General features: G+C 42.9%; 22 protein-coding genes. 12 read left to right on the top strand and 10 right to left on the bottom strand.

Annotated features, from left to right (window positions below):
- Nucleotides 1–9: 9 nt before the first annotated feature.
- Entirely contained in the window at nt 10–981 is a 972-nt protein-coding gene (locus tag JOC33_RS03600; RefSeq protein WP_205090984.1) for a YbgA family protein, read from the top strand.
- On the opposite strand, the gene JOC33_RS03595 is transcribed toward JOC33_RS03600, so the two are convergent.
- Both JOC33_RS03595 and JOC33_RS03590 read right to left on the bottom strand, forming a co-directional pair.
- The gene (locus tag JOC33_RS03595; RefSeq protein WP_205090983.1) at nt 982–1,851 is read right to left on the bottom strand and encodes a fructosamine kinase family protein; all 870 of its coding nucleotides are present in this window, start codon (nt 1,849–1,851) and stop codon (nt 982–984) included.
- A gap of 48 nt (nt 1,852–1,899) precedes the next feature.
- On the bottom strand, nt 1,900–2,652 hold the full coding sequence (locus JOC33_RS03590) for an AraC family transcriptional regulator (RefSeq protein WP_205090982.1): 753 nt from the start codon (nt 2,650–2,652) through the stop codon (nt 1,900–1,902).
- Between the two features lie 480 nt (nt 2,653–3,132).
- On the opposite strand from JOC33_RS03590, the gene JOC33_RS03585 reads away from it, so the two are divergent.
- On the top strand, nt 3,133–5,427 hold the full coding sequence (locus tag JOC33_RS03585) for a glycoside hydrolase family 65 protein (protein WP_205090980.1): 2,295 nt from the start codon (nt 3,133–3,135) through the stop codon (nt 5,425–5,427).
- Nucleotides 5,428–5,467: 40 nt separating this feature from the next.
- Here JOC33_RS03585 and JOC33_RS03580 read toward each other — a convergent pair whose 3' ends face one another.
- Together JOC33_RS03580 and JOC33_RS03575 are read right to left on the bottom strand one after the other, a co-directional pair.
- Nucleotides 5,468–6,364, bottom strand: coding sequence for a GNAT family N-acetyltransferase (locus tag JOC33_RS03580; RefSeq protein ID WP_205090978.1), 897 nt, complete (start codon nt 6,362–6,364; stop codon nt 5,468–5,470).
- 440 nt (nt 6,365–6,804) lie between these two features.
- Nucleotides 6,805–8,919, bottom strand: a complete 2,115-nt coding sequence (locus JOC33_RS03575) for a choice-of-anchor J domain-containing protein (protein ID WP_205090976.1) — start codon at nt 8,917–8,919, stop codon at nt 6,805–6,807.
- 461 nt (nt 8,920–9,380) lie between these two features.
- On the opposite strand from JOC33_RS03575, the gene JOC33_RS03570 reads away from it, so the two are divergent.
- From JOC33_RS03570 to JOC33_RS03550, 5 genes are all read left to right on the top strand, one after another.
- Nucleotides 9,381–11,048, top strand: a complete 1,668-nt coding sequence (locus JOC33_RS03570; RefSeq protein ID WP_205090972.1) for an ABC1 kinase family protein — start codon at nt 9,381–9,383, stop codon at nt 11,046–11,048.
- Nucleotides 11,041–11,361 carry a phasin family protein gene (locus JOC33_RS03565; protein ID WP_205090971.1) on the top strand — a complete coding sequence of 107 codons (321 nt, stop codon included), beginning with the start codon at nt 11,041–11,043 and terminating at the stop codon, nt 11,359–11,361. The genes JOC33_RS03570 and JOC33_RS03565 overlap by 8 nt, the downstream gene beginning before the upstream one ends.
- Before the next feature lie 209 nt (nt 11,362–11,570).
- The gene (gene coxB / locus JOC33_RS03560; protein ID WP_205090970.1) at nt 11,571–12,257 is read left to right on the top strand and encodes a cytochrome c oxidase subunit II; all 687 of its coding nucleotides are present in this window, start codon (nt 11,571–11,573) and stop codon (nt 12,255–12,257) included.
- 21 nt (nt 12,258–12,278) lie between these two features.
- Complete coding sequence (locus JOC33_RS03555) at nt 12,279–14,207, top strand: cytochrome c oxidase subunit I (RefSeq protein ID WP_205090968.1); 1,929 nt, start codon at nt 12,279–12,281, stop codon at nt 14,205–14,207.
- A complete protein-coding gene (locus JOC33_RS03550) occupies nt 14,197–14,772 on the top strand; it encodes a cytochrome c oxidase subunit 3 (protein WP_205090966.1) in 576 nt (191 codons plus the stop codon). The genes JOC33_RS03555 and JOC33_RS03550 overlap by 11 nt, the downstream gene beginning before the upstream one ends.
- Nucleotides 14,773–14,822: 50 nt before the next feature.
- On the opposite strand, the gene JOC33_RS03545 is transcribed toward JOC33_RS03550, so the two are convergent.
- Nucleotides 14,823–15,533, bottom strand: a complete 711-nt coding sequence (locus tag JOC33_RS03545; RefSeq protein WP_205090964.1) for a YwaF family protein — start codon at nt 15,531–15,533, stop codon at nt 14,823–14,825.
- 347 nt (nt 15,534–15,880) lie between these two features.
- On the opposite strand from JOC33_RS03545, the gene JOC33_RS03540 reads away from it, so the two are divergent.
- The 4 genes from JOC33_RS03540 to JOC33_RS03525 all read left to right on the top strand — a co-directional run bounded on the left by JOC33_RS03540 (nt 15,881) and on the right by JOC33_RS03525 (nt 18,780).
- On the top strand, nt 15,881–17,224 hold the full coding sequence (locus tag JOC33_RS03540; protein ID WP_205090963.1) for a sodium-dependent transporter: 1,344 nt from the start codon (nt 15,881–15,883) through the stop codon (nt 17,222–17,224).
- The gene (locus JOC33_RS03535; protein WP_205090962.1) at nt 17,218–17,685 is read left to right on the top strand and encodes a GNAT family N-acetyltransferase; all 468 of its coding nucleotides are present in this window, start codon (nt 17,218–17,220) and stop codon (nt 17,683–17,685) included. Before JOC33_RS03540 ends, JOC33_RS03535 begins: the two co-directional genes overlap by 7 nt.
- Before the next feature lie 375 nt (nt 17,686–18,060).
- Nucleotides 18,061–18,396 (top strand): YwdI family protein, encoded by a 336-nt coding sequence (locus tag JOC33_RS03530; RefSeq protein ID WP_205090961.1) that lies wholly within the window; start codon nt 18,061–18,063, stop codon nt 18,394–18,396.
- A gap of 15 nt (nt 18,397–18,411) precedes the next feature.
- Nucleotides 18,412–18,780, top strand: a complete 369-nt coding sequence (locus JOC33_RS03525) for a DUF423 domain-containing protein (protein ID WP_205090960.1) — start codon at nt 18,412–18,414, stop codon at nt 18,778–18,780.
- Here JOC33_RS03525 and JOC33_RS03520 read toward each other — a convergent pair.
- From JOC33_RS03520 to hemQ, 4 genes are all read right to left on the bottom strand, one after another.
- The gene (locus JOC33_RS03520) at nt 18,777–19,025 is read right to left on the bottom strand and encodes a hypothetical protein (protein ID WP_205090959.1); all 249 of its coding nucleotides are present in this window, start codon (nt 19,023–19,025) and stop codon (nt 18,777–18,779) included. The genes JOC33_RS03525 and JOC33_RS03520 overlap by 4 nt on opposite strands.
- 96 nt (nt 19,026–19,121) lie before the next feature.
- Nucleotides 19,122–19,670, bottom strand: coding sequence for a spore coat protein GerQ (gene gerQ / locus JOC33_RS03515; protein WP_239533960.1), 549 nt, complete (start codon nt 19,668–19,670; stop codon nt 19,122–19,124).
- A 23-nt stretch (nt 19,671–19,693) separates the two neighbouring features.
- Nucleotides 19,694–20,116 carry a cell wall hydrolase gene (locus JOC33_RS03510; RefSeq protein ID WP_205091533.1) on the bottom strand — a complete coding sequence of 141 codons (423 nt, stop codon included), beginning with the start codon at nt 20,114–20,116 and terminating at the stop codon, nt 19,694–19,696.
- A gap of 330 nt (nt 20,117–20,446) precedes the next feature.
- Nucleotides 20,447–21,190, bottom strand: coding sequence for a hydrogen peroxide-dependent heme synthase (hemQ, locus tag JOC33_RS03505; protein WP_205090958.1), 744 nt, complete (start codon nt 21,188–21,190; stop codon nt 20,447–20,449).
- A gap of 218 nt (nt 21,191–21,408) precedes the next feature.
- Here hemQ and pta point away from each other — a divergent pair, with 218 nt between their 5' ends.
- Nucleotides 21,409–22,380 (top strand): phosphate acetyltransferase, encoded by a 972-nt coding sequence (gene pta / locus JOC33_RS03500; protein ID WP_205090957.1) that lies wholly within the window; start codon nt 21,409–21,411, stop codon nt 22,378–22,380.
- 44 nt (nt 22,381–22,424) lie between these two features.
- On the opposite strand, the gene JOC33_RS03495 is transcribed toward pta, so the two are convergent.
- Nucleotides 22,425–22,667: a hypothetical protein gene (locus tag JOC33_RS03495; RefSeq protein ID WP_239533959.1), complete on the bottom strand. Its 243-nt coding sequence runs from the start codon at nt 22,665–22,667 to the stop codon at nt 22,425–22,427.
- Nucleotides 22,668–22,690 lie beyond the last annotated feature (23 nt).

Raw genomic sequence — 22,690 nt, 5'->3', positions numbered from 1 at the left:
GGTAACTGCATGCAGTCATTTGCAACACCGAGACTTGTCGTAAGCCGCTGCCTTGAGTTTGATGAGGTAAGATATAATGGAGAGGTTATTCCTGATAGAGTTGTTCAGCGCCTTCAGCCGTTCGTGGAGTTCATACCGGTCTGTCCGGAAGTAGAAATTGGCCTTGGCGTGCCGCGGGAAGTGATTAGAATTATCGCTGATAAAGAAAAGGAAAGACTGGTACAGCCAAGCACTGGTAAAGATTTAACGAAAACCATGACAGAGTTTTCCACCAGTTTCATCGAGGGACTGCCTGAAGTAGATGGATTTTTGTTGAAAAATCGATCACCCACTTGTGGAATAAACGATGTAAAGGTTTATGCGGATGGGGATAATTCGCCTGTCATAAGGAAAACAGACGGGTTTTTTGCAAAAGAAATACTTAAAAAACATGGCGAACTGGCAATAGAAGACGAGGGGAGACTGAAAAACTTTACGCTGCGTGAACACTTTATGACCAAATTGTTCACATTGGCAGCCTTCAGGGAAATAAAGAATCACATGGAGATGTCTGCTTTAATTGATTTTCATTCTCGGAATAAATATCTTTTCATGGCTTATAACCAACAGCTGTTGAAAGAGATGGGACAGGCGGTGGCGAATCATGCCCGCCATCCTGTTGAGGAAGTTTTTAAACACTATGAGGGATTGTTGAAAAAAATGATGCAGTCTCCAGCTACTCCAAAAAGACATCAAAATGTATGCCAGCACATCTTCGGCTATTTCAAAAATGAGTTAAACGCTGAAGAAAAGGCATACTTTTTGGATGAAATGGAGCAATATGAAGAAGAAAAGATACCATTAAGTACGTTGCTTGGCATATTGAAAGCCTGGGTTATTCGGTTTGATGAACACTATCTGAAAGGGCAGACCTATTTTGAGCCTTATCCAATAGAACTCATTGAAATTTCGGATTCAGGAAAAGGGAGAGCCTATACCTGACTATCCCACATAATGGTCCAGTATACGGTCAACAGGTCTTCCATAGCTTTCTCCAAAAAAGTTGAGATGGACCATTAAATAAAACAGCTGGTAGAGGGCTTTTGTATCTTCATAGCTGTCTGGCAGTGGATAAACCTCCTTGTAGCTCTCATAGAATGCAGGGGGAAATCCGCCAAACAGCTCAGTGAATGCCAGTTCGAAACAGTGGTCTCCATAGCAGACTGAGGGATCGATCAAGTAGGGTTTGCCGCCTGGACCGGCCATCCAGTTTCCACCCCAAAGATCTCCATGCAAGAGGGAAGAGGCAGGAAAAGGGTCGATCCATTTGTCTAACCGGTTGAGCAGCTTAGTCATTCTTGAATGCCTGATATCATTCATACGCCCACGTTCAATGGCTAGTTCCAGCTGAGGAAGCAGTCGTTTGTCCCTGTAATAGCGCAGCCAATCCTCATGCCAGCCGTTTTCCTGGGTAAGTGTGCCAATAAAGGTCGATTGACCGAATCCATATTGATTGGCTTGTGTTAAATGCATATGTGCAACCCCATGTCCGAGCTGTTCCACGGTATCGCTTTTACTCTTGCCTTCAATCCATTCGAGAATAAGTGTTCCCGGGCTGCCATTTTTCGGCTCATCATAATGATAAACACCTGGAACAGCTATCGAATTACTGGCCTGGATGACCCGCAGTCCTTCTGCTTCCACCCGGAAAAAATCAGAAGGTACATTATCATTGGTTTTTACAAAATAAGCCTGGTGTTCTGTCCGGACAAAAAATGCCTCGTTGATATCGCCTCCTGTTACAGGGCGGATTTCGGCAACTGTAGTAGAATCTCCCATCTCTTTAAGAGACTGTTTGATAATATCATTCATACTATTCTCCCCTTTCATCCGGCTGTACCCCATTTGGTGAATGGTCATTCATAGAGTCATAGCATGAATGGCATGTTTTTCCCGGAACTGCTTTGGTGTAATCTTCAGATGCCTCTTGAAAACGGCAGTATAGTAGCTCTGATTACAAAATTTAAATAACGCCGCAATATCGGATATAGAAGTAGAGGTATGTAACAAGAAATATTTTGATTCTTCGACCCGCTTTTCATTAATGAATTGGACGACTGATTTTTTCACTTCTTTTTTAAAAAGGTGAGAGAGGTAGCTCGGGCTCACAAAACATTCCTTTGAAATATCTTCGAGCATCAGCTCATCAAGAATATGGTCATGGATATAATTGATCGCCCGGTTAATTACATGGCTATATGGCAACTCCTCTGCTTCTTCGACCATACGGATGAATGTGTGGAGCATGTGATGTTCAAGGTCATTCAATTCAGCTACTGTCACTTTCTTCTCGATTTCAAGTATGTAGGTATCACTAAGGTTAAAGGCGGTTTCCGGGTTTATTCCGCCGTTGATGATCGCCCTGGTGAATAAAGTGCACGAGCAGATCAGCGAATTTTTCAGTGACCGGACAGGATTCTGGGCAAGGTAAGGACGCTGATCCTGATTAATATTTTTTAACAAAAGGGATGCCTTGTTCAAATCTTTATTCGTGATGGCTTCCATCAATTGTTTTTCCATGAGATAAGATGGGTGGACGAATTGTTCCTTCTTATTATTCATGCGGATTCTCATAAACTGGTCAATCATGTTCGGTTCGATGGACAATGTCATTACAATTCCTCCGAAGTTCATAAAATTTTATTAAAAATGTAAAGATTTTAGTATAATTGTAAGCGATTTCAAACTGAAAATAAAGTGGATTTATAAATTAATAGTGGACTGGCGGCAGGAACTATGGAAATTTAACAGCCATTTTGGTGTTTTTGCCCGCTTATGTGAGGGAAATTATAATTGCAATCCTTTTACACCTCCGGGTAACCCAACTTCTTTTTTTATGTAAAGAAGTTCTCGACGTAATGAAAACTTTAAAGTTCCAAGTATAAAAATACTAACGCTTTTGCCATAAGGACTTGTCGACATGCCATGTTTATTAATCAAGCTCCTCCATGCTGCACATCGTAAATCAGTAAATTACAGCTCCTCTAGTTCTTATAGGAGCAATTGAATGTGATCTTTAATCAAACGAAACTTTAAGTTACACCCTCCTGTTGTTGATAAAAATAGGGGGAATAGAAAGGGGAAATGCTGCTGATGAGCTGGAAAATTGCAAGAGATTCACTAAAAGAAATTGATCTGGTGAATGAGGAGAGTCTGTTCTTTCTCGGAAATGGGTATATCGGGGTCCGTGGAAACTTTGAGGAATCCTACGGCAGAGCAGTGCCAACTGTCAGGGGAACCTATTTGAATGCCTTCCATGATGTCATCGATATTCCTTATGGGGAAAAGTTATTCGCCTTCCCTGAAACACAGCAGAAAATGCTGAATGTGATCGATACACAGACCATCCATATTTACTTAGGTGATGAGAAAGAACACTTTTCCATCCAGGAGGGGGAAGTGAAAGAGTATACTCGAAAACTTCATATGGATGAAGGGAAAGCGGAACGTAACATTCGATGGAAGTCACCGCTTGGAAAAGAAATAGATGTGTGTTTTGAGCGGATGGTTTCCTTTGTGCATCGAGAATTGTTTTATATCAAAGTTTCCGTCACTCCAGTCAATTTTAATGACGTAATTACGATTGTTTCCATCATGGATGGGGATGTAGAAAACTTTGTAGATGCTTCGGATCCAAGAGTGGGGGGCGGTCACGCCAAGCTTCTTCACGTCCAGGAAGCAGATACGATTGAAGAAAGTGGGTTCCTCCGAAGCAGAGCTGAATCATCCGGATTGGAAATGGCCTGCCTAAGTTTTCATAAAGGACTGGATGATAAGCTTGTCGATATTTCCAAAGAAGCCGACGACCAGCGCATCATTTTTACTTACCAGACACAAGGACGTCAAGAACAACCGGTCGAATTCAGCAAATGGAACATTTATGTCGATGATTTGAGGCACAGCGGGGAATTGAAACAGAAAGCACAGCGGATTAGAGGGCAGCTGGAAACCATTGATGACTTTCAATTGGCAAAAGCCCAGAGAAAATACTTGGAAACCTTCTGGGAACGTAGTGACGTGGAAGTGGATGGTGATGATGATCTTCAGGAAGGTATCCGTTTCAACTTATACCATCTTCTGCAATCTGCGGGCAGAGATAAATACAGTAACATCACCGCAAAAGGCTTGAGCGGCGAAGGTTATGAGGGCCATTACTTCTGGGACACGGAAATTTATATGGTCCCTGTTTTCCTCATGACTGCACCTGATTTAGCTAAACAGCTGCTGATCTACCGCCATTCCATATTAGATAAAGCTCGTGAGCGAGCAGTGGAAATGGGACACAGACGCGGAGCTCTTTTTCCATGGCGTACGATCAATGGGAAAGAGTGCTCGTCCTATTTCCCGGCAGGAACAGCCCAGTATCATATCAGTGCTGATATTGCATACAGCTATATTCAATATTTTCTGGCAACCAGGGATGAATCCTTTCTGCTTGATTACGGAGCGGAAGTGCTCCTCGAGACTGCCCGCCTTTGGGTAGATATGGGTCATTTTAGGAAAGATGGTACCTTTGCGATTGATAATGTCACAGGACCGGATGAATATACATGTGTCGTTAACAATAATTACTATACGAACTCGATGGCGAAATATAATTTGGAATGGGCCTATAAAATATATCAGATGATTAAGGAAATTGATGGTAATTATTTTGAAATCCTCAGTGAGCGTCTCAATTTATGGGATAAAGAGGTAGAGAGCTTCAAGCGTGCAGCAGAGGCGATGTACTTGCCGTATGATGAAGAGCTCGGAATCCATGCGCAGGATGATACCTTTCTACAGAAAGCAGTATGGGATTTTGAAAACACACCAAAAGAACATTATCCTCTTCTTCTGCATTATCATCCTTTGACGCTATATCGCTATCAGGTATGTAAGCAGGCAGATACGGTTCTATCCCACTTTTTACTGGAGGACTATGCAGATGAGGAAACGATCCACAATTCCTATAATTACTATGAACGGGTAACCACTCATGATTCCTCCTTGTCAACTTGCGTGTTCAGTATGATGGCATCAAAACTTGGGGATTTGGAAAAAGGGTATCAATATTTCCAAGGGACGACTCGGCTTGATCTCGACAATACACATAACAACACGAAAGATGGACTCCATATGGCTAATATGGGAGGTACTTGGATGGCTATCGTTTACGGTTTCGCAGGGCTGCGGGTTAAGGAGAATGGCCTTCACCTGGACCCTAAATTGCCAAAACAATGGAACAGCTATTCCTTCCACATTCATTACAAAGGCAGTCCGGTCAAGGTAAAGGTCACGGATGAAAAAGTGAGTTTAACCCTGGTAGAGGGTGAGCAGGTATCCCTTTGGGTGAACGGTGAGGAAATTCAAGTGAAAAGAAATGAACAAGCAACATTGTCTTACTAATTAAAAACAGGCAGCAGGATTAATCCTGCTGCCTGTTTATTTAGTGAAACGGATTTTTAATAATCGGTTCCTGGAACAGTTTTTCATAAGCAAAAATGGTATGAGTCTCATGAAAGCCGAGTGTACGGTACAGGTTTTCTGCCCCATCATTAGTGGTCCGTACCGAAATGGAGACCTCATCAAGCTCAAGAACGAGAAATGCATGCTGAAGGGCATGATCGATTAATACGGATCCAATTCCCTTGCCGCGATAGTCTGCATCCACATTGACAAAACAAATTTCTCCTTCTTCCCCAGGGAGTATCGTTTCAAAGTAGATATACCCAATCAGTCTGCCCTCATGCTGGTAACCCCATAGATGATTTCGATCCGACCTGGCAAGATCCATCATTTCAGCTGTCGTATAATAGGCACCATTCGGATGGAGTCGGGCGACCTCAAGCTTATCCTCTTCCGTAATTTTAACGATATTTCTTCCGTCAAGGTGGGCAGGCTTATAATCCTCCCGATCCAGTACCATCGTCTTCTCGATATTGTAAAGATGGAATTGATGACGTTCGCAAAATTCCACCAATGTCGTATTGGCCTTGAAGCTGGCAACTTTCACAGCATTAAAATGCTGCTCCATCGTCAATGAAGCCTTATTCCATAGGCCCTCCATCACTGCCTTTTCCTGCTCGATCGCAAAGGGTCCAAGCAAGCGGCACAATTTCTGTTCGAAAAATGGGAGGATACCGAGAAATCCGATGATCTGGTTATTTTCCCACGCGATATAGGCGAGTGGATCACGGAACTGGGTCAATGTCCAAACCTGTTCATAGATTTCATTCTCATCCGATGCCAACCAGGCGACAAAATGCTGATCCTGCTCATTCATATGATAGAGCCATTCCGAAATAGCCTGTAAATCTTTCACTTCTAATTCTTTTATCTGCAAAAAATTTCGCCTGCCTTTTTCTTTTTAGCATGCCATAGGTAGTGTTGGAAGTGCAAGCGGATGGGGAGAAATGAAAAAGTCCTTTATAATCGAACGGGGGCTGTTAAAGCTTGTTGTTGATACTCACGAATCGCTTGCCGGCGGATGCTTGCCGCGGGCACGGCCAAAAGCTAACTTGGTCAAGTAGATCGCTTGACCAAGTGGATCTTTCGGCTCGTGCTGTTCCCGCAGGCGTCATCGCCTCTCGCTCATCGTGGAATCAACTCTGGTATAACGATATGTCGTATTAAAGGAAACCATCACACTGCATAAAACTTCATGAAAGACAAAAAAGTCTGTATGGAAGTAAAGCTCCATACAGACTATTAAAAAGATATTGCTTTTTAAACCTTCAGCTTTTCAGCGGACTAATAAAGTACCCGTTGGGTTGGGCAGGTACATTAATGTTTCTTTTTACCTTTTCCGTTATCTTTATATTGTACATTAACTTCAAAGCTTACAGCCTCAGTATTGTCTTGAGGAGCAGCATAGAAGGTGGTCATATATGTTTTTCCGCTCTTGAACAACTGTCTTAATTGTAGAGCGTCTTCCTCTGTGACATTGAATGGGTCAACCTGCAAAACACGATGTTTTCCATTTTTCTTTTCATTGATGAATGTAACCCCGTATTCAACATAGGTCTCTAAAAGCTGATCCATTGATTGGAAGGAATCAAGACTTGAACCGTCAAAGCTTATTCCTGCTTCAGGAATTTCAATATTATCGATGAACCAGCCAGAGTCATTATAACCCCAGTCTGTCAGATATCGAAAGGCAATATGGACTTCCTGACCAGCATAGGCAGAGAGGTCGAATGTTTCCTGCTGCCAGTCCTCATAATGTCCGGTAAAACCAGGCAGGTTATCTTTGATTTTAGGATAACCTTCTGGGACAACATCGGAACGAGTGTTTTCATTGGCAAGGGAGGTCCAGGTCTGTCCGTTATCAGTAGATACTTGAACCATACCAAAATCCCATTGTTCTTCGATATCAATAAAGTTATCGAATTGGAGGGTAGCATCTGCCACATTGGTTAGATCTGCCTTGAAGATGATGCTGTTATCCATTTCGTGACCTTCACTTCCCCAATATACCTGGTTATCAGAACCTAAAGGATCTGTAACTGTCTGCCATTTCGTAGGCAGGAAGTCGACCCCATTGAAATCGATGGTATCGATTTTTTTGTTCTTTTCAAATTCGAATACTTTAAAATCAGTTCCCCATGCAGGGACGCCATCTTTTTGATAATCTTTCGCTTTTTCAAAGTTTACTGTTTTTCCGCGGACTTTGCCATCTTCAACTGGAAGATCGCGCAAATCAACATTTTCGAAACCGTAGATGCCGCCTTTAAACTTATCATCGTCTATTGCCAAAGCGGTAGAGAAATTCTGGTAAACTTCCGTGAAGGTTTTATTAATTCCAAAATCCTTCAGTGCTTTGTTGAAGCCTTCGATACTATTGACTTCACTTTTGGCAACGCTACGGATAAATTCCTGGCCGAACTGTTCGTAATTGTAAAGGGTGAACAGTTGTACCAAACCATAGTCGGCAATCGTTTCCGGACCGGTCTCTGCATCGACATGCTCATCCCAGGCAGTTAAAGAGTTTTCAGGGTGATCCAGCAGAAAGTTAATAGAACCTGCATCGATACCGTAACCGCCAAGGAATTCAGAGAAAGTAGACATTCCTTCATTTACCCAGGAAGTTTCATCGGAATCGTTGTCATCATGAATCAAGTGCTGCAATTCATGGATAGTAGTACCGTAGAATGTGCTTTCTAAACGCTCTTCCCAGTTGTTAGTATCAATGGTTATGATATTACGATCCATGTACATTTCCAAAGTACTCCAGTAGAAACCTGCAACAAAGAAAGGGTATTCTGGATCGTTATAATTCTCATCTTGAATATTATCGACTAGCATAACGATTTTGTCGCCATCACCTTTATAGTAGCCTTCTGGTACAATGCCCAAATCTTCTAATTCCGCTTCCGTACCATCGTGGCTGTCCGGCTTTCCAAAAAAGGCAGTATCTGTCGGATAAATATTGTTATCAAATTCAGCTGCCAGCTTGTCCACTTGTTCCTGTGTCACGACATGTGGCTCACGCGGGTCACCCTCAGGGAAACTCAAATCGTTTGCTACCCAAATTTCGACATGCTCCCCGACACTGCGGAGCGTGAATTCTTTAAAAGCTAAGTTACGATCTAAGAATAGCTTCGTACCGCCATCGTATGTAAAGTATTGGTCGCTTGCATCAGAAGTTGATGCTTCCTCTTCATTGAAATTAGTGCTTTTGGCTGCTTCTTTAATTTCCTGCCTTGCTTGCCTTTGAAAATCTTCATCTCTGGATTGCTTCTCAAGCATTCCATCGATATCAATCCGGTCGGTGTAACGCTCAGTGTTGAAATCACTGTACTTGCTTTCTGCACTGACCTCATCTGCTCCTGCTGCTGGTGCAAATAATGATAATGTCAGCACACTTGCAGACAGCAATGCTGTAAATTTCTTATTCAATGTGCATTCCTCCCCCTAGTATTCATGGAATATTTCCATATGTTTCTTATTATCGTAAAGTTTTTGAAAATTGGGAATAGTGATTTCAGGGTGATTTTTGTCATATTGGTAGGCGGAAAGTATCAATCGATGGTGAATTAATGCCTATTTTGTAAAAATAACATGGAAAATGAGGGAAATAGTCAGGGACTCCATGATTAAGTTTTGGGGTGCAAAAGACAGGGTGTTCATACTGAAATACAGCAAACTTTTCGTAATTCCCCAGATAAGAGTAACCTTCCGCTGATAACTGCGCCTCGACAGCTGATTCTATGCCGCAAACCGCTGATAACTCCGACCGGCAGATGTTAATACATATGGGCCGGTGAGTTCTTTTTGCTGTCATATGTCACATCAATTGTAAGATTGAGCGAGCCAAAATAGGGTATTTGAACAGCAAGAGTCTGGAAAGGATGAGGCAGATGGATGGTCGCTGGAAATACATATCTATTTACAGAATTGCTGTCATCGTCTGGATGTCAGCCAAGTTCATGCTGCAATTGTTTTGGTTTCAGAAAACTCGTCGGATTTGGGATGAGGAGACGAAACAAGAGTGGAACGATCTTCTGGCTAAGCAGGCGAGAGAGTATCGGATAAAGTCGATCAGGCTCGGCGGTCTGCTGATCAAGTTTGGTCAGTTTCTTAGTTCACGGGCGGATTTACTTCCGGAGGTCTTTATTAAAGAACTGGAAGGGCTGGTCGACAGGGTCAAGCCGATTGAGTTTAAGTATTCGAAAGAGATTATAGAAGAAGAATGGGGAGGGGGTATGGATGAATACCTTAGTGACATTAATGAAGAGGCAGTAGCGTCCGCTTCGATCGGTGAAGTTTATAAAGGGTATCTGAAAGATGGAACCCCTGTTGCGATAAAGGTGCAGAGATATCGCGTGAAAGATATTTTCCATATGGATTTCAAAGCACTACGTATTGTTTTCTGGATGCTGCGCAAATTTTCCCGGTTCGGAAAAAAGGCTGATCTGGTGGCATTGTACCGCGAGCTTGTTACGGTGATGAGCAATGAACTGGATTTCAAGCAGGAGCTCAGGAATGGGACGCATTTTAAAAAGCGGTTCAAGGACCTGCCGGAAGTATATATCCCGGATTATTATAGTGATCTTTCGACCCAGCGGGTGCTGGTTATGGAATGGATCGAAGGGGCGAAAGTGACCGATCTCGGGTTCATCAAAAGGAATGGAATCAGCCGGGAGCGTGTAGCCAGGACGTTATTTGATTTATGTGTCGAGCAGTTCCTCAAGGCAGGAATGTTTCATTCTGATCCTCACCCTGGGAATTTGATGCTGAAGGAAGATGGAACTGTCGTCATTATCGATTTCGGGATGGTCGGGGATATCAAAAAGCAGGATGTCAATTATATCCGGAAGATGATACAGGGCTTCATTCTCGATGACTATGACCGGGTCATCCAGGCTTTGAAAAACATGAATTTTCTGCTTGAGCATGCGAATACGGAACGTTTGAAAAAATTACTTAAAGAAACTACCGAGATGTATCTTGATGGAGAATTTCGTAAGCTTGATGCGAATATGATGCAATATATCATGGAAGACGTTCAGAAATTAGTGAAGAATCAGCCCATTCAACTCCCGGCGGATTATGCCTTTCTGGGAAGGGCGACATCGATTATCATCGGTGTGCTGACGACCGTTTATCCTCAAATTGACTTGATGGAATGGGGAAAACCGGTGATAAGGGAATGGATGAGCGGAGAGGAGTCCAAGACTTCTTTTTATAAAGAGGTGGCAGGAGAAACCGTAAGGCCGTTGATGTCATTTCCGCGTGCATTAATCGGCTTTCTGGAAAGCGGCGACAAAGACAGGGAATGGGACGTGGAAAAACAGCGTAATTACTTGTTCCATCAATACTATTTGTTTTACGGACTATTATCTTTCATTACGATGATTGCAGGTGCTGTTTTGGGCTTATATATGTACGAGATGCAGGCTGCTGCCTTGATGTGGGTTGGGGTAACTGTTGCTCTTTTAGGTTTGTTAGGTCTTTTTGTAAATGGAGTCAAGCACCATCAAATGGTAACTACAATCAATCAGAGGAGGAGTAAAGATAATGAGTGATTTGTTGAAAAAAGGATTTTATGTAGGATTGGGAGCAGCCTTAAGCGGGAAGGAAAAGGCAGAGAAAATGCTTGATGAATTGGTGAAGCGAGGTGACGTCAGCCCATCTCAGGCAAGAGAGATGTTTAAAGAATTCGCGGAAAAAGGTCAGGAGAAGGATGCGGAATGGAATGAGCAAGGTAAAGCCAAAATGAAGGAAAGAGTGAAAGATCTGGGTTTTGTGACAAAGGATGAATACGAAATTTTGGAAGCGAGAGTCGTGCGGCTGGAAAAACTGCTCAAAGATGAAGGCCAGCCTCCCATGGGAACTTGATTATAAACAAACGGCTGCCTGCCAGGTGATAATTACCTGATGCAGGCAGCCGTTTTATTTAATGCCCTTTTATCCAGTATTTCAATGTTCAGATTACTTCTTTGAAATTTGGATATAAGCTGCTAATGGAAATACGTTTTGTCTGGTCAAAGTTAGGTTAAACAAACTAATAACGTTTCCAAAATCTTGCGGTAAAGGTTGATGTTCTCATGAAAAAGTTATTAATGTTAACCTTCCTATTTTTATTGTCAGGATGCAATCTAAGGACGCTCGATCCAGTCAGCGAAACAGCCTCCGACCAGGCGTTCCTTATTAAACTCGGGTTTTGGATCATGATGGTGGTGGTGGGCGTAGTCACCATCCTGTTCGTTGCTTTCACATTAAAATATCGGGAGACGGATAAAAACAGGTATGACATACCGAAGCATGAGGAAGGGAACCGGACATTGGAGATAATCTGGACAGTTCTTCCAATTATTTTGCTCGTTTGCCTGGCAATCCCGACCGTCATTATTACTTATCAGGCCTCAAACATAAGTGCGAACCCTGAAGAAACCGTACATGTCAATGTTACCGGAGAGCAGTTCAAGTGGACCTTTGAGTATGAAAACGGAAAAAAAACGCACGAAAAATTAGTTCTTCCTGTAAACAGGGATGTAATATTTCATCTAAAATCTAAAGATGTGATCCATTCTTTCTGGGTTCCTCGCCTGGCAGGTAAGAAGGATGTCATTCCTGGGACTGTAAATAAGCTGGAGGTAGTGCCAAACAAAACCGGTACCTACCAAGGGAAATGTGCGGAATTTTGTGGGATATTGCATGCGGATATGAGGTTTACCACTGAGGTGGTTTCTCAGCAAGACTTTGAAGAATGGTTATCAAGTAAGAAGAAATAGCAGGGGAAAAGGGTGAATGTTATGGAAATCAATATATTTGGAGAACTCCTCATCATACCGACAGACGTAATTGCGGCTTGGGTTCTTATGATTATCGGTGTGCCACCTGTCCTGTACTGGATCACTAAAAAACGTCATTGGCCCTTGATTTGGGATTACGCAACTAGCACCAATCATCGGAAAGTAGGGACATTATATATTTTTTTCTCCGTTCTATTCTTTTTTCGGGCGGGAATCGATGCATTGCTCATTCGTCTGCAGCTGGCCACTCCTGAAAATCAATTCTGGGTCTTTCAGGGGGAAAAGTATAACGAAATTTTCACCACCCATGGAACGATGATGATTTTCTTCGTGGCCACTCCACTTCTGATCGGCTTGATGAACGTCGCTGTACCACTTCAGATTGGAGCGAATGATCTGGCATTCCCATTCTTGAACTTAATCGGACTATACTTATTTGTAACAGGGGGAACGATTTTCTTTCTGGCATTCTTTTTCAACGCGGCTCCAAACGTCGGGTGGACCGCTTATACACCACTGTCCACGGAAGATTTCACCTCTGGGCCGAATAACAACTATTATATAATGGGCTTACAAGTGTCCGGACTAGGTACGATATTTGCCGCTATAAATATGATTGTTACTATACTTAGATTACGTGCTCCGGGGTTAAAGTTAACCAGGATGCCGTTATTTCCTTGGGCAACGTTATTTACATCTTTCTTGATACTGGTTGCATTCCCGGTGCTGGCTATTGCACTTTTGCTGCTTCAATTTGACCGGTTCTATGGAGCGACGTTCTTTCTTGGACCGCAGGGACATCCTGTCTACTGGCAGCATTTGTTTTGGATCTTCGGACATCCGGAGGTATATATTCTTGCCCTTCCGGCATTCGGAATCTTTTCTGATATCATATCGAATTTCTCAAGAAAAAATGTGTTTGGTTACACTTCCATGGTTTTGTCTCTGGCGTTAATCGGCTTGCTCGGATTGATGGTGTGGGCGCATCATATGTTCACTGTTGGACTTGGACCATTCGCCAATACATTTTTTGCGATAACAACGATGATGATCGCCGTTCCGACCGGTATCAAAATATTTAACTGGCTGTTCACAATGAGGCGGGGCGTCATTCGGATGCAAACGCCGATGATGTTTGCCCTGGGTTTCATTCCGACCTTTGTCATGGGCGGGGTCACTGGTGTCATGCTTGCCTCAGCAGCTGCAGACATGCAGTACCACGATACCTATTTCGTGGTTGCCCATTTCCATTACGTGATTATTGGGTCAACGATATTTGGGGCATTTGCCGGAATTTATTACTGGTACCCGAAGATTACTGGGAAAATGCTGAATGACAAACTTGGGAAATGGCATTTCTGGCTATTTTTAATTGGATTTCATTTAACCTTCTTCCCTCAGCACCTTGCTGGTCTCAATGGTATGCCGCGTCGGGTTTATGACTATACGTGGGAAGATGGTGTCTTTGTTTACAATTTTATTAGTACGATTGGAGCCTTCCTGATGGGTGGTTCGATGTTGTTCTTGATTTGGAATATCTACAGGGCTCATCGTAAGAAAGAAGAGAATGTCGGAGGTGATCCTTGGGATGGCCGGACATTGGAATGGACAGTTCCTTCTCCTTCACCGGAGCATCCATTTGAGAAAATGCCGATCATCGACCGCCGGGATATGCTCTGGTGGGCAAAAACACAAGACAAGCCTATTCCTGTGGAAGAGCATCCACGTGCTATCCCGATATCGACACCAACCGTTCAGCCGATGCTCATAGCTGCTGCCTTGTTTATCTTAAGTTTCGGCTTTATATACCATTGGATATGGGTACAGGTTGTCGGAGGAATTTTAGTGTTGGTATTTTTTGTGAACCGCGCCTTTAAGGATGAACGGATTCCTGCTTATGAAAAGGAGGAGAGCGAGGATGAGTACTAAAGCAATGTCTCAGGACTTATTTGCCGATAAACGGATGGGATTTTTCATTTATTTAGGTGTGGAAGCAATCATGTTCAGCACCTTATTTGCGACCTATATCATTTACACACCGGCTCCGGTTGGCCCCCATCCAAGCGAAATTTTCGAAATGAAAACAACCGTCCTCGCTTCTATCTTTTTATTATCAAGCAGCGGGACGATATTCATTGCGGAAAAAGGACTAGATAAGCGAAGCACCAAGATGATTATAGCTGGCATTATCTTTACCTTTCTTCTCGGTGCAACTTTCATGTATTTTGAAATGCATGAATTTCACAAATTTATAAAGGAAGGTCATTTGATATCGACCAGCAACTTCCTGTCTTCTTATTACGTGCTGGTCGGTCTCCATGCCTCCCACGTCGTGTTTGGGTTAGGGTGGATGATTATTTTATTGATACAGTTGAAAAAGCAGCCTTTCCAGTTGTTTAAGGAAAAACACAAAGTATTCATCTATTACTGGCACTTTGTTGATATCATCTGGGTTTTCATCATCAGTATCGTCTATGCCCCATACCTGTTATAAAAGTGGAAACTGCCCCGATGCTCTTAAAATAGATGCTTCGGGGCAGTTTGCTATCTTTTTATCAGTTTATATAGAAGGGTAAGGAGCAGGAAAGCTCCAAGTGTAAGAGCAGAAAGATTTATATAATACCACCAGCCCTCACCCAGATAATCCAAGGGAGTAGCTGTTGCAGGTGTACGTTCGAGATAAAGGTAATTTGAGCCGATTGATTCGTTAATAAAACTGATGATGATTGCATATAGCGCTACATAACCAAACACTTCAAAAGCATTTCTCCAGTTGATTTTAACTTCATAAACAATAATCAGAAAGATCCCCGTCCAGGATATCGCCATATGATGAAGGAAAAATTTCCAAAATCGATAATGCTGGTAGTCATGAGGCAAGTCTGGCGTAAGAAGGGCAAGAAAGGCGGGGATAACAGCAAGGAAAAAGGTAATTTGCACAAGCTTAGGAGCAGGGTAAGCTAACGCCGCCATTCCTGCTAAAGAAGCGATGCCGCAAAGGTGCAGAGGAAGGTAGTCAGCAGCATTCCACAATCCGTTGACGATTGCCCACGCTTGATAGGATATTTCGGAAACGAAGAGAAGACTGAACAAAAACCACCGGATCCAGCTGGAAATTTCGCGGTTGGAAGAAATCCAGCGGCTTCCCGCGCAGAAACTGACGAGTATCAGTGCATAAATCACCAACATTACGATATGGCTGACACCAAACATAGTAAACGGGTGATCCACCCACGGGCTGAACCATTTTTCCATATAGCTACACTTCCCATGTTGAAAACTTGTGCTTATGCTATTATTTTAACATAGGAAACGAAACGAGGAATTTGGTATGAATTGCTTCCGCTGCCGTCATTTTTTTACAACATGGAATCCTGGATTTCCTCGAGGGTGCCGTGCCTATGGGTTCAAGACGAAGGAGATGCCTTCCGTGCTCGTCAAAAAGACGACAGGTACAGCGTGTTTAAAGTTTGAACCAAAGCAGTAAAGTTGATAGGTCAGAATACTGTTAAAAAATTGAAGATTTTGATTGGCTGTCGTAAGAGAAAAAAATCTGTGATATGCTGAGGAATATTTGAAAACAAGAGTGAGGAGTGGAACGAATGGAAAGAGAAAAGTTTTCCTCTAAGCTGGGCTTCATGCTTGCTGCAATCGGATCTGCTGTCGGATTAGGAAATATCTGGCGCTTTTCCTATGTTGCAGGTGAGAATGGGGGAGGCGCCTTTCTGGTCTTATATTTATTTTGTGTATTTATCATTGGCGTACCTTTATTGTTGGCTGAAGTAAGTATCGGTAGGAAGGCACAGAGTGATGTGATTGGTTCTTTTTCTCGCCTGTCACCAGGCACCCCGTGGTTTATGACTGGTTTCTTCGGAGTGCTATCGGCCTTTCTGATACTGAGTTTTTATGGAGTGGTAGCCGGCTGGTGTATCTATTACCTATGGAATTATATCAGCGGCGGCTTTTTCGTCGAGCCTGCTGGCGGGTATGCGGCTGAATTCGGAGGGTTCATTTCCCATGCATGGCATCCGATATTGTGGCATGCATTGTTCATTGCCCTTACAATCGTCATTGTTTATAGCGGTGTAAAAAAAGGGATTGAGCTGGCTAACAAAATATTCATGCCGACTTTAGCATTGTTACTGGTTGGACTAGCTATATACAGTCTTTCGCTTGATGGTGCATGGGCAGGAATTGAATTCCTGTTTACGCCAGACTGGTCTGTATTAGGGGATCCGTCTGTATTTTTAGCAGCATTGGGACAGGCATTCTTCTCGTTGAGCCTTGGTATGGGTGCTATGCTTACTTACGGAAGTTACCTCTCCAAGGAAAACAAGCTGCCAAGCGCAACGTTTGGAATTGGTGTAATGGATACATTTTTTGCGATTATATCCGGTATTGTCATTTTCCCAGCGGTGTTTGCTTTCGGCATAGATCCAGGTTCAGGGCCTGAGCTTGTCTTTATTACCCTGCCGGGGATTTTCGGACAGATGCCATTCGGTGAAATAATCGGGTTTATTTTCTTCTTTGCCCTGACATTAGCTGCCTTGTCCTCTTCCGTTTCTATTTTGGAGGTTCCAGTCGCATTTTTCATGCGTATTTTTAACTGGGGGCGTAAAAAAACGAGCATCATCCTGGGTTTTATCATGTTTGTCCTTGGAATGGCTGCTTCCTTAGGAATGGGAATCTGGGCAGGTGTGACACCGATTGGTTCCAACAATATCATGGACTCAATGGATTTCATCGCCTCGAATATCCTGCTCCCTCTTGGTGGACTTTCCATGGCATTGTTTGTAGGCTGGTATTTTAATAAATCCACAGCTTTCGAAGCGACAGACATGCAGGATAACAGCATCAGAGATATCTGGTATGGTATCGTCAAATATATCGGTCCGATCATGATCCTATTCATATTTCTAAATGCGATTGGTGTTATAGGATGGTAGAAATCACTTTACTGGAGCATAGGAACGCGGAGATCGCAAAAGAAATAGAAGCTCTCCAGCAACTCTCCTATCACCAGGAAGCGAAATATATCAATAATGATAAACTGCCACCACTGACCGAAACGTACCGCCATATCCAACAAGCCCAGGAAAATTTTCTGGGTACGTATAAAAACGGAAAGCTCGCCGGTTTACTTGCCTGCCATAGGGAGGAAGAGGTCATTTGGATCACACGTCTCGCCGTACATCCCGAATGGATGAGAAAAGGAATTGGCAGCGATATGCTTACGTATATATTTGACGAAAACAACTTTGCCAGATGCTGTGTAACAACCGGTCTGAAAAACAGGCCAGCGATGACTTTTTATCAGGAAAAAGGATTCGTTCATTTGAATAACATGGAAACAGAGGAGGGAATTATGCTTGCCCTCCTTTGTTATGAACAAGACCGTTCCAACTGATTAGTGGGAGCGGTCACTATTTTATCTTTAAGAAAGTTTAACTTTGTTAAAGGATTAAAGTATAAGTAATACGAAGGCTTTCGACGTAAGGACTTGATCAAGTTTTTCTAATCAATGTTTTTCCGGATGAGAAGTGAACCCTTGCGTTTTAGGATTAATAATTTATTGGTGAAGGAGTACAGTTCGTACAATGGACAAGTGGCAGCTATTCAAAGCTCAGTTTTACATAACGCTAATGGTAAAAGTTTTTATTGCTATTTACCAAAAGCCCAAACATTGTTACAGAAATCGAAACCTTTGCAGGCTGGCGTTGCTTTTTCATAGCATGATACACTATCATAGACAACGGATAGTCGATAAAAGGAGATATCATATATGGTGATCACGAATGCATCAATTTTGAAAAAAATGATGAAAGAGATTCAAGAAGCACTTGAAGATGGCAGATCTTCGACGGTTAGGGAGCGTGTCCGTGCCATCAGGCTGCTTTGTGATCTGGTGCTCGAAGAAGATGAGGATGAAAATGCGATCACTTCACATGAAAACGTAACGAAGCGAAAAGAATCGCCTTCAGAAGTAAACGAACCGACAGCGGAAGAAATCAGACAGATGATGGGCGAGGATCATGTAAATAAACGACAGAAGACGGAAAAGTCGTCCAATAGAATGGAAGATGACGATGCAAATGGGGAATCGATTTTTGATTTTTAAGGAGTGGAAGGCTTTATGAAATTATTTTTGCTTATAGGTATCATAAATGGTTTTCTTGCTGTGGTACTTGGAGCATTCGGGGCCCATGGGCTGGAAGGTAAGATTTCGGAAAAAGCTCTGAAAACATGGGATAAAGCGGTGACGTATCAAATGTTCCATACAGTTGCGCTTCTCATCACCGCTTTACTTATGGCCAAAACCCAGTCAGGGCTGCTGACCGGAGCGGGCTGGCTGTTTTTTATAGGGATTCTTCTTTTTTCAGGCAGTTTATATATTTATGCACCGACAGGTATCAAAGCCTTAGCGATGATCACACCGTTCGGCGGCTTGACATTCCTTGTGGGCTGGGCTTTGCTTGGGATTGCTGTCGTCAAATACCTTTAAAAGAATAGTATTGTAGAGAAGATAGCGATAAGAAAGGCTCGGACAATTTGAGAAATAAAACTGTAATTGTTCCGTTTTTGTAATTCCACCAATGCTTCAAACATGAAACTGCATGCCAGAGCATAGAACATGGCCAGAACCATCCACGAGAATGCCTGCTGGATAAGCGCTATGATTGCAAGCACCAGTGCGATGGCCATTGTAACCATTTGCAGGCGCTGCATTTTTTCATAAGAATGCTTCATTAATCTTTCACCACCTTGGATAAAGTAAAGCCACGCCCAAATGTTGGCGTGGCTTTTTTAATGGCAGAAAGCAGGGCGCTTGCCTATTCACGTGAACTATCTTGGTGAGTAAGTTGCCATTTGACCAGAGCCGACTCCGTATGGATAACTATAATTCAACTCTTCGTCAAAGGTAATGTAATCAAGATAGATCATTAGTAATAAATAACGTTTACCAGTTTGTGGATCACTTAAAATGATATGGTCTCTTCCGGCAGCTTCAATGATTCCCTTAAAAACCTTGGCATTCCATTGGGTGTTGTTTTCAAAAGTCATATAGACAGTGGCTTCCTTGCCTAGATTCAGGCGAAGAATGTTTTCAATGTACGATTGCTCTGTCGGAAGCATACCCGGTATGTTCTGGCCAGCCTGTTGACCGCCTGGCATACCGGGAAACTGCTGTCCGCCCTGTTGCTGACCTTGAGGCATTCCTTGAGGCATTCCTTGAGGTGCTCCTTGCTGCACACCTTGTACATAACCCGGCTGACCTTGCATTTGCGGGGAATAATAGCTGTTATATGGATTATTCGGATAATAGGGATATTGCTGAGACTGTGGTTTACTGCCTGAACCGGAACCTTGGTTCTGGTTTTTATTCGTAGCCAATATACATCACTCCTTCATAGCATTCAGTAGACTTTTGGACAAGCACTTTGGAGGGGGTCATAAAAACAGTGGGATTTGTATCTTCCAGCATTCCATTGGCCGAACCATTGGGCAGGGCAGTTTCCAGGTGGCTTAAAAAACCAAAGCGAGTTGGTCGCTGGATGGAATCGTTCCCCATTGATGACTCTTCTTGCCAAACGTTTATCCTTTTCTCTGGCACGCTGATAAAAATAACCCTTTTGTGTAGCCTCAAACCCACCTGGGCTCTGAAAAACCATTTGCCGAATGGAGTCGATCTCTGTAAAATCGATACAATCCCCTTTAACACGATTGACTCCTGTGTTACCTACCATCAACATGCCAAGTCTGCCATCACCTTCCGCTTCTGCCCTCATCAGTCTTGCCAGGAGACTGACACCTTTTGATGTGTATGGAATGACGGCCATCCCTTCACCTCGCTTCAACGTCACCAAGCTAAGCTCTCTGTAAATATATATGTACGGGGTAAAACAATATGAGAAAAAGTAAAAGGCAAGTTCATTAGGATTTTTTTAAGGACAGGAAATTTTTTCGTTGTGGTATGAAAAGGCGGGATGAAGGATGGGCGAGCGCTGATTCTTTCTTCGCTTCCGCTGATATCTTGCGCCCGTCCGCGGAAAGGGAAGGGTCATTCGCTCCTGGAGGTAAAAAAAATCTTGCGGAAAAAACAGGGGTTTCTCCACAAACTGAAAAGCGCTGCCCACCTATAAAGGCGGACAGCGCTTTTGTAAACATGATTATATTGCTAAGAACTTTGGAATGGACTCTTTTTGGAGCAAATGTCCGACATAAAAAGTTCCAAATTCTCCATAACGGGCACTTACCTCATCAAACCGCATTTCGTACACCAATTTTTTGAACTGAAGCACGTCATGGGCAAATAATGTCACGCCCCACTCCCAGTCATCAAAACCGACAGACCCAGTAATGATCTGGCGGATTTTACCAGCGTATTGACGGCCGATCATGCCGTGGGAATACATCAATTTGCCACGGTCTTCTTTTTCAAGCATATACCAGTTATCTTCTCCATCGCGGCGTTTGTCCATCGGATAGAAGCAGATGTATTGCCACTTCGGAAGAATTGGCTTCAGGCGAGCCTGGATTTCTGGATCTGTATCCGGGTCTTTACCTTGGGCTACATAATTGGATAGTTCTACCACTGATACGTAGGAGTACGTTGGAATAGTGAATTCAGCTAGCTTGGATTTATTGAATTCCATTTCGATCTCGTTCAATTCTTCCATGGTCGGACGCAAAATCATCATCATGAAATCAGCTTTTTGGCCAATGATGCTGTACAATGCGTGGCTGCCATTTTTACTTTGCTCCGTGCTTTCCCAGTTGTGAATCAATTGATTGAATTCGTGGATAGCACTTTCCCGCTCGTCACTGGAAGCAAATTTCCATGCAGTCCAATCGATTTTACGAAAGTCGTGAAGACAATACCATCCATCTAAGGTAATTGCTGGTTCTGGCATAGTGTGATCTCTCCTTTATATCAAAACAATGTGTATGTTTTCTCCATCCATAAATATAACATAATGGCATTTTCACTTCATGGAATTGGTTAGAAAGGAGCATGATTTCAATAGTTTGACACATTTTATAAATGAAAACGATTCACATTTACGTATCACTTTCCTTCAGTGAAATAGTGTTTTATCATTAAAGGAGAGTTGTTTATGGAGGGATAAACATGAGTGATCTATTTGATACTCTGACAGATAAAATCAAAAGTAAAGGAAAGCGAATTGTATTCCCGGAATCAACTGATGATCGCATTCTGACAGCAGCAAGCAGGCTTGCGAATAATGGTGTAATGGTGCCTGTCCTCATCGGGAATGCCGAAAGAATCAAAGAGAAAGCAGGCGAACTAGGACTTGATATTTCCTCGACCGAAATCATCGACCCTGACAAGTATGAGTTTATGGATGAGATGATCCGAAGCTTTGTAGAACGCCGGAAAGGCAAGGCGACAGAGGAAGACGCCAAGACGATACTGAAGGATGAAAATTACTTCGGAACCATGCTCGTTTATATGGAAAATGCTGACGGATTGGTAAGTGGGGCGGCTCATTCTACAGCGGATACTGTTCGCCCGGCACTGCAAATCATCAAGACAAAGCCAGGAATTCAGAAAACCTCTGGCGTATTCATTATGGTAAGAGACGATGAAAAATATGTATTTGCTGACTGTGCCATTAACATGAGTCCAGACAGTAATGACCTCGCAGAGATAGCCATAACAAGCGCTGAAACAGCCAGACTGTTTGATGTCGAGCCAAAGGTGGCAATGCTTAGCTTTTCTACAAAAGGTTCTGCGAAATCACCCGAAACGGAAAAAGTTTCGGAAGCAGTGCAAATTGCTAAAGAAAAGAATCCAGATTTAGTTCTGGACGGAGAATTTCAATTCGATGCTGCATTTGTTCCGTCCGTCGCTGAGAAAAAAGCGCCTGATTCTCCATTGAAAGGGGAAGCTAACACATTCATTTTCCCAAGCCTTGAAGCAGGGAATATTGGCTACAAAATCGCCCAGCGGTTAGGCGGATTTGATGCAGTCGGCCCTGTGCTTCAGGGATTAAACCAGCCGGTTAATGATTTATCACGAGGCTGCAGCCCGGATGACGTTTATAAACTGGCAATCATTACAGCCGCTCAGTCTGTGTAAAAAGCAAAAAAGCGGAGTTCACTGATTAAGTGGACTCCGTTTTTTTATAGGATAAAAATAGCTACCAGAATTGTGGTAATGATGAATGTGACAATATAAATAATGGATAAGGCTTTCAAATTGGAAGCTTTCTCGTAATTCCTGGACCGTTCTAACTCCGCTGCAGCAGTATCACCTTGTTCCTCGTACTTCTGAATCGTCTTATTAATATCTTTGCCGACATACAACGTACCAACCAGGGCAATGAGACTGACAAGTAATATGACTCCTATTAAAATCGGGTACATAAAAATTTCCCCCTTTGCCACTA

The sequence above is a fragment of the Thalassobacillus pellis genome (assembly GCF_016908295.1).
Taxonomy (GTDB): Bacteria; Bacillota; Bacilli; order Bacillales; family Halobacillaceae; genus Thalassobacillus; species Thalassobacillus pellis.
This window is presented reverse-complemented; position numbering and strand designations above follow the sequence as displayed.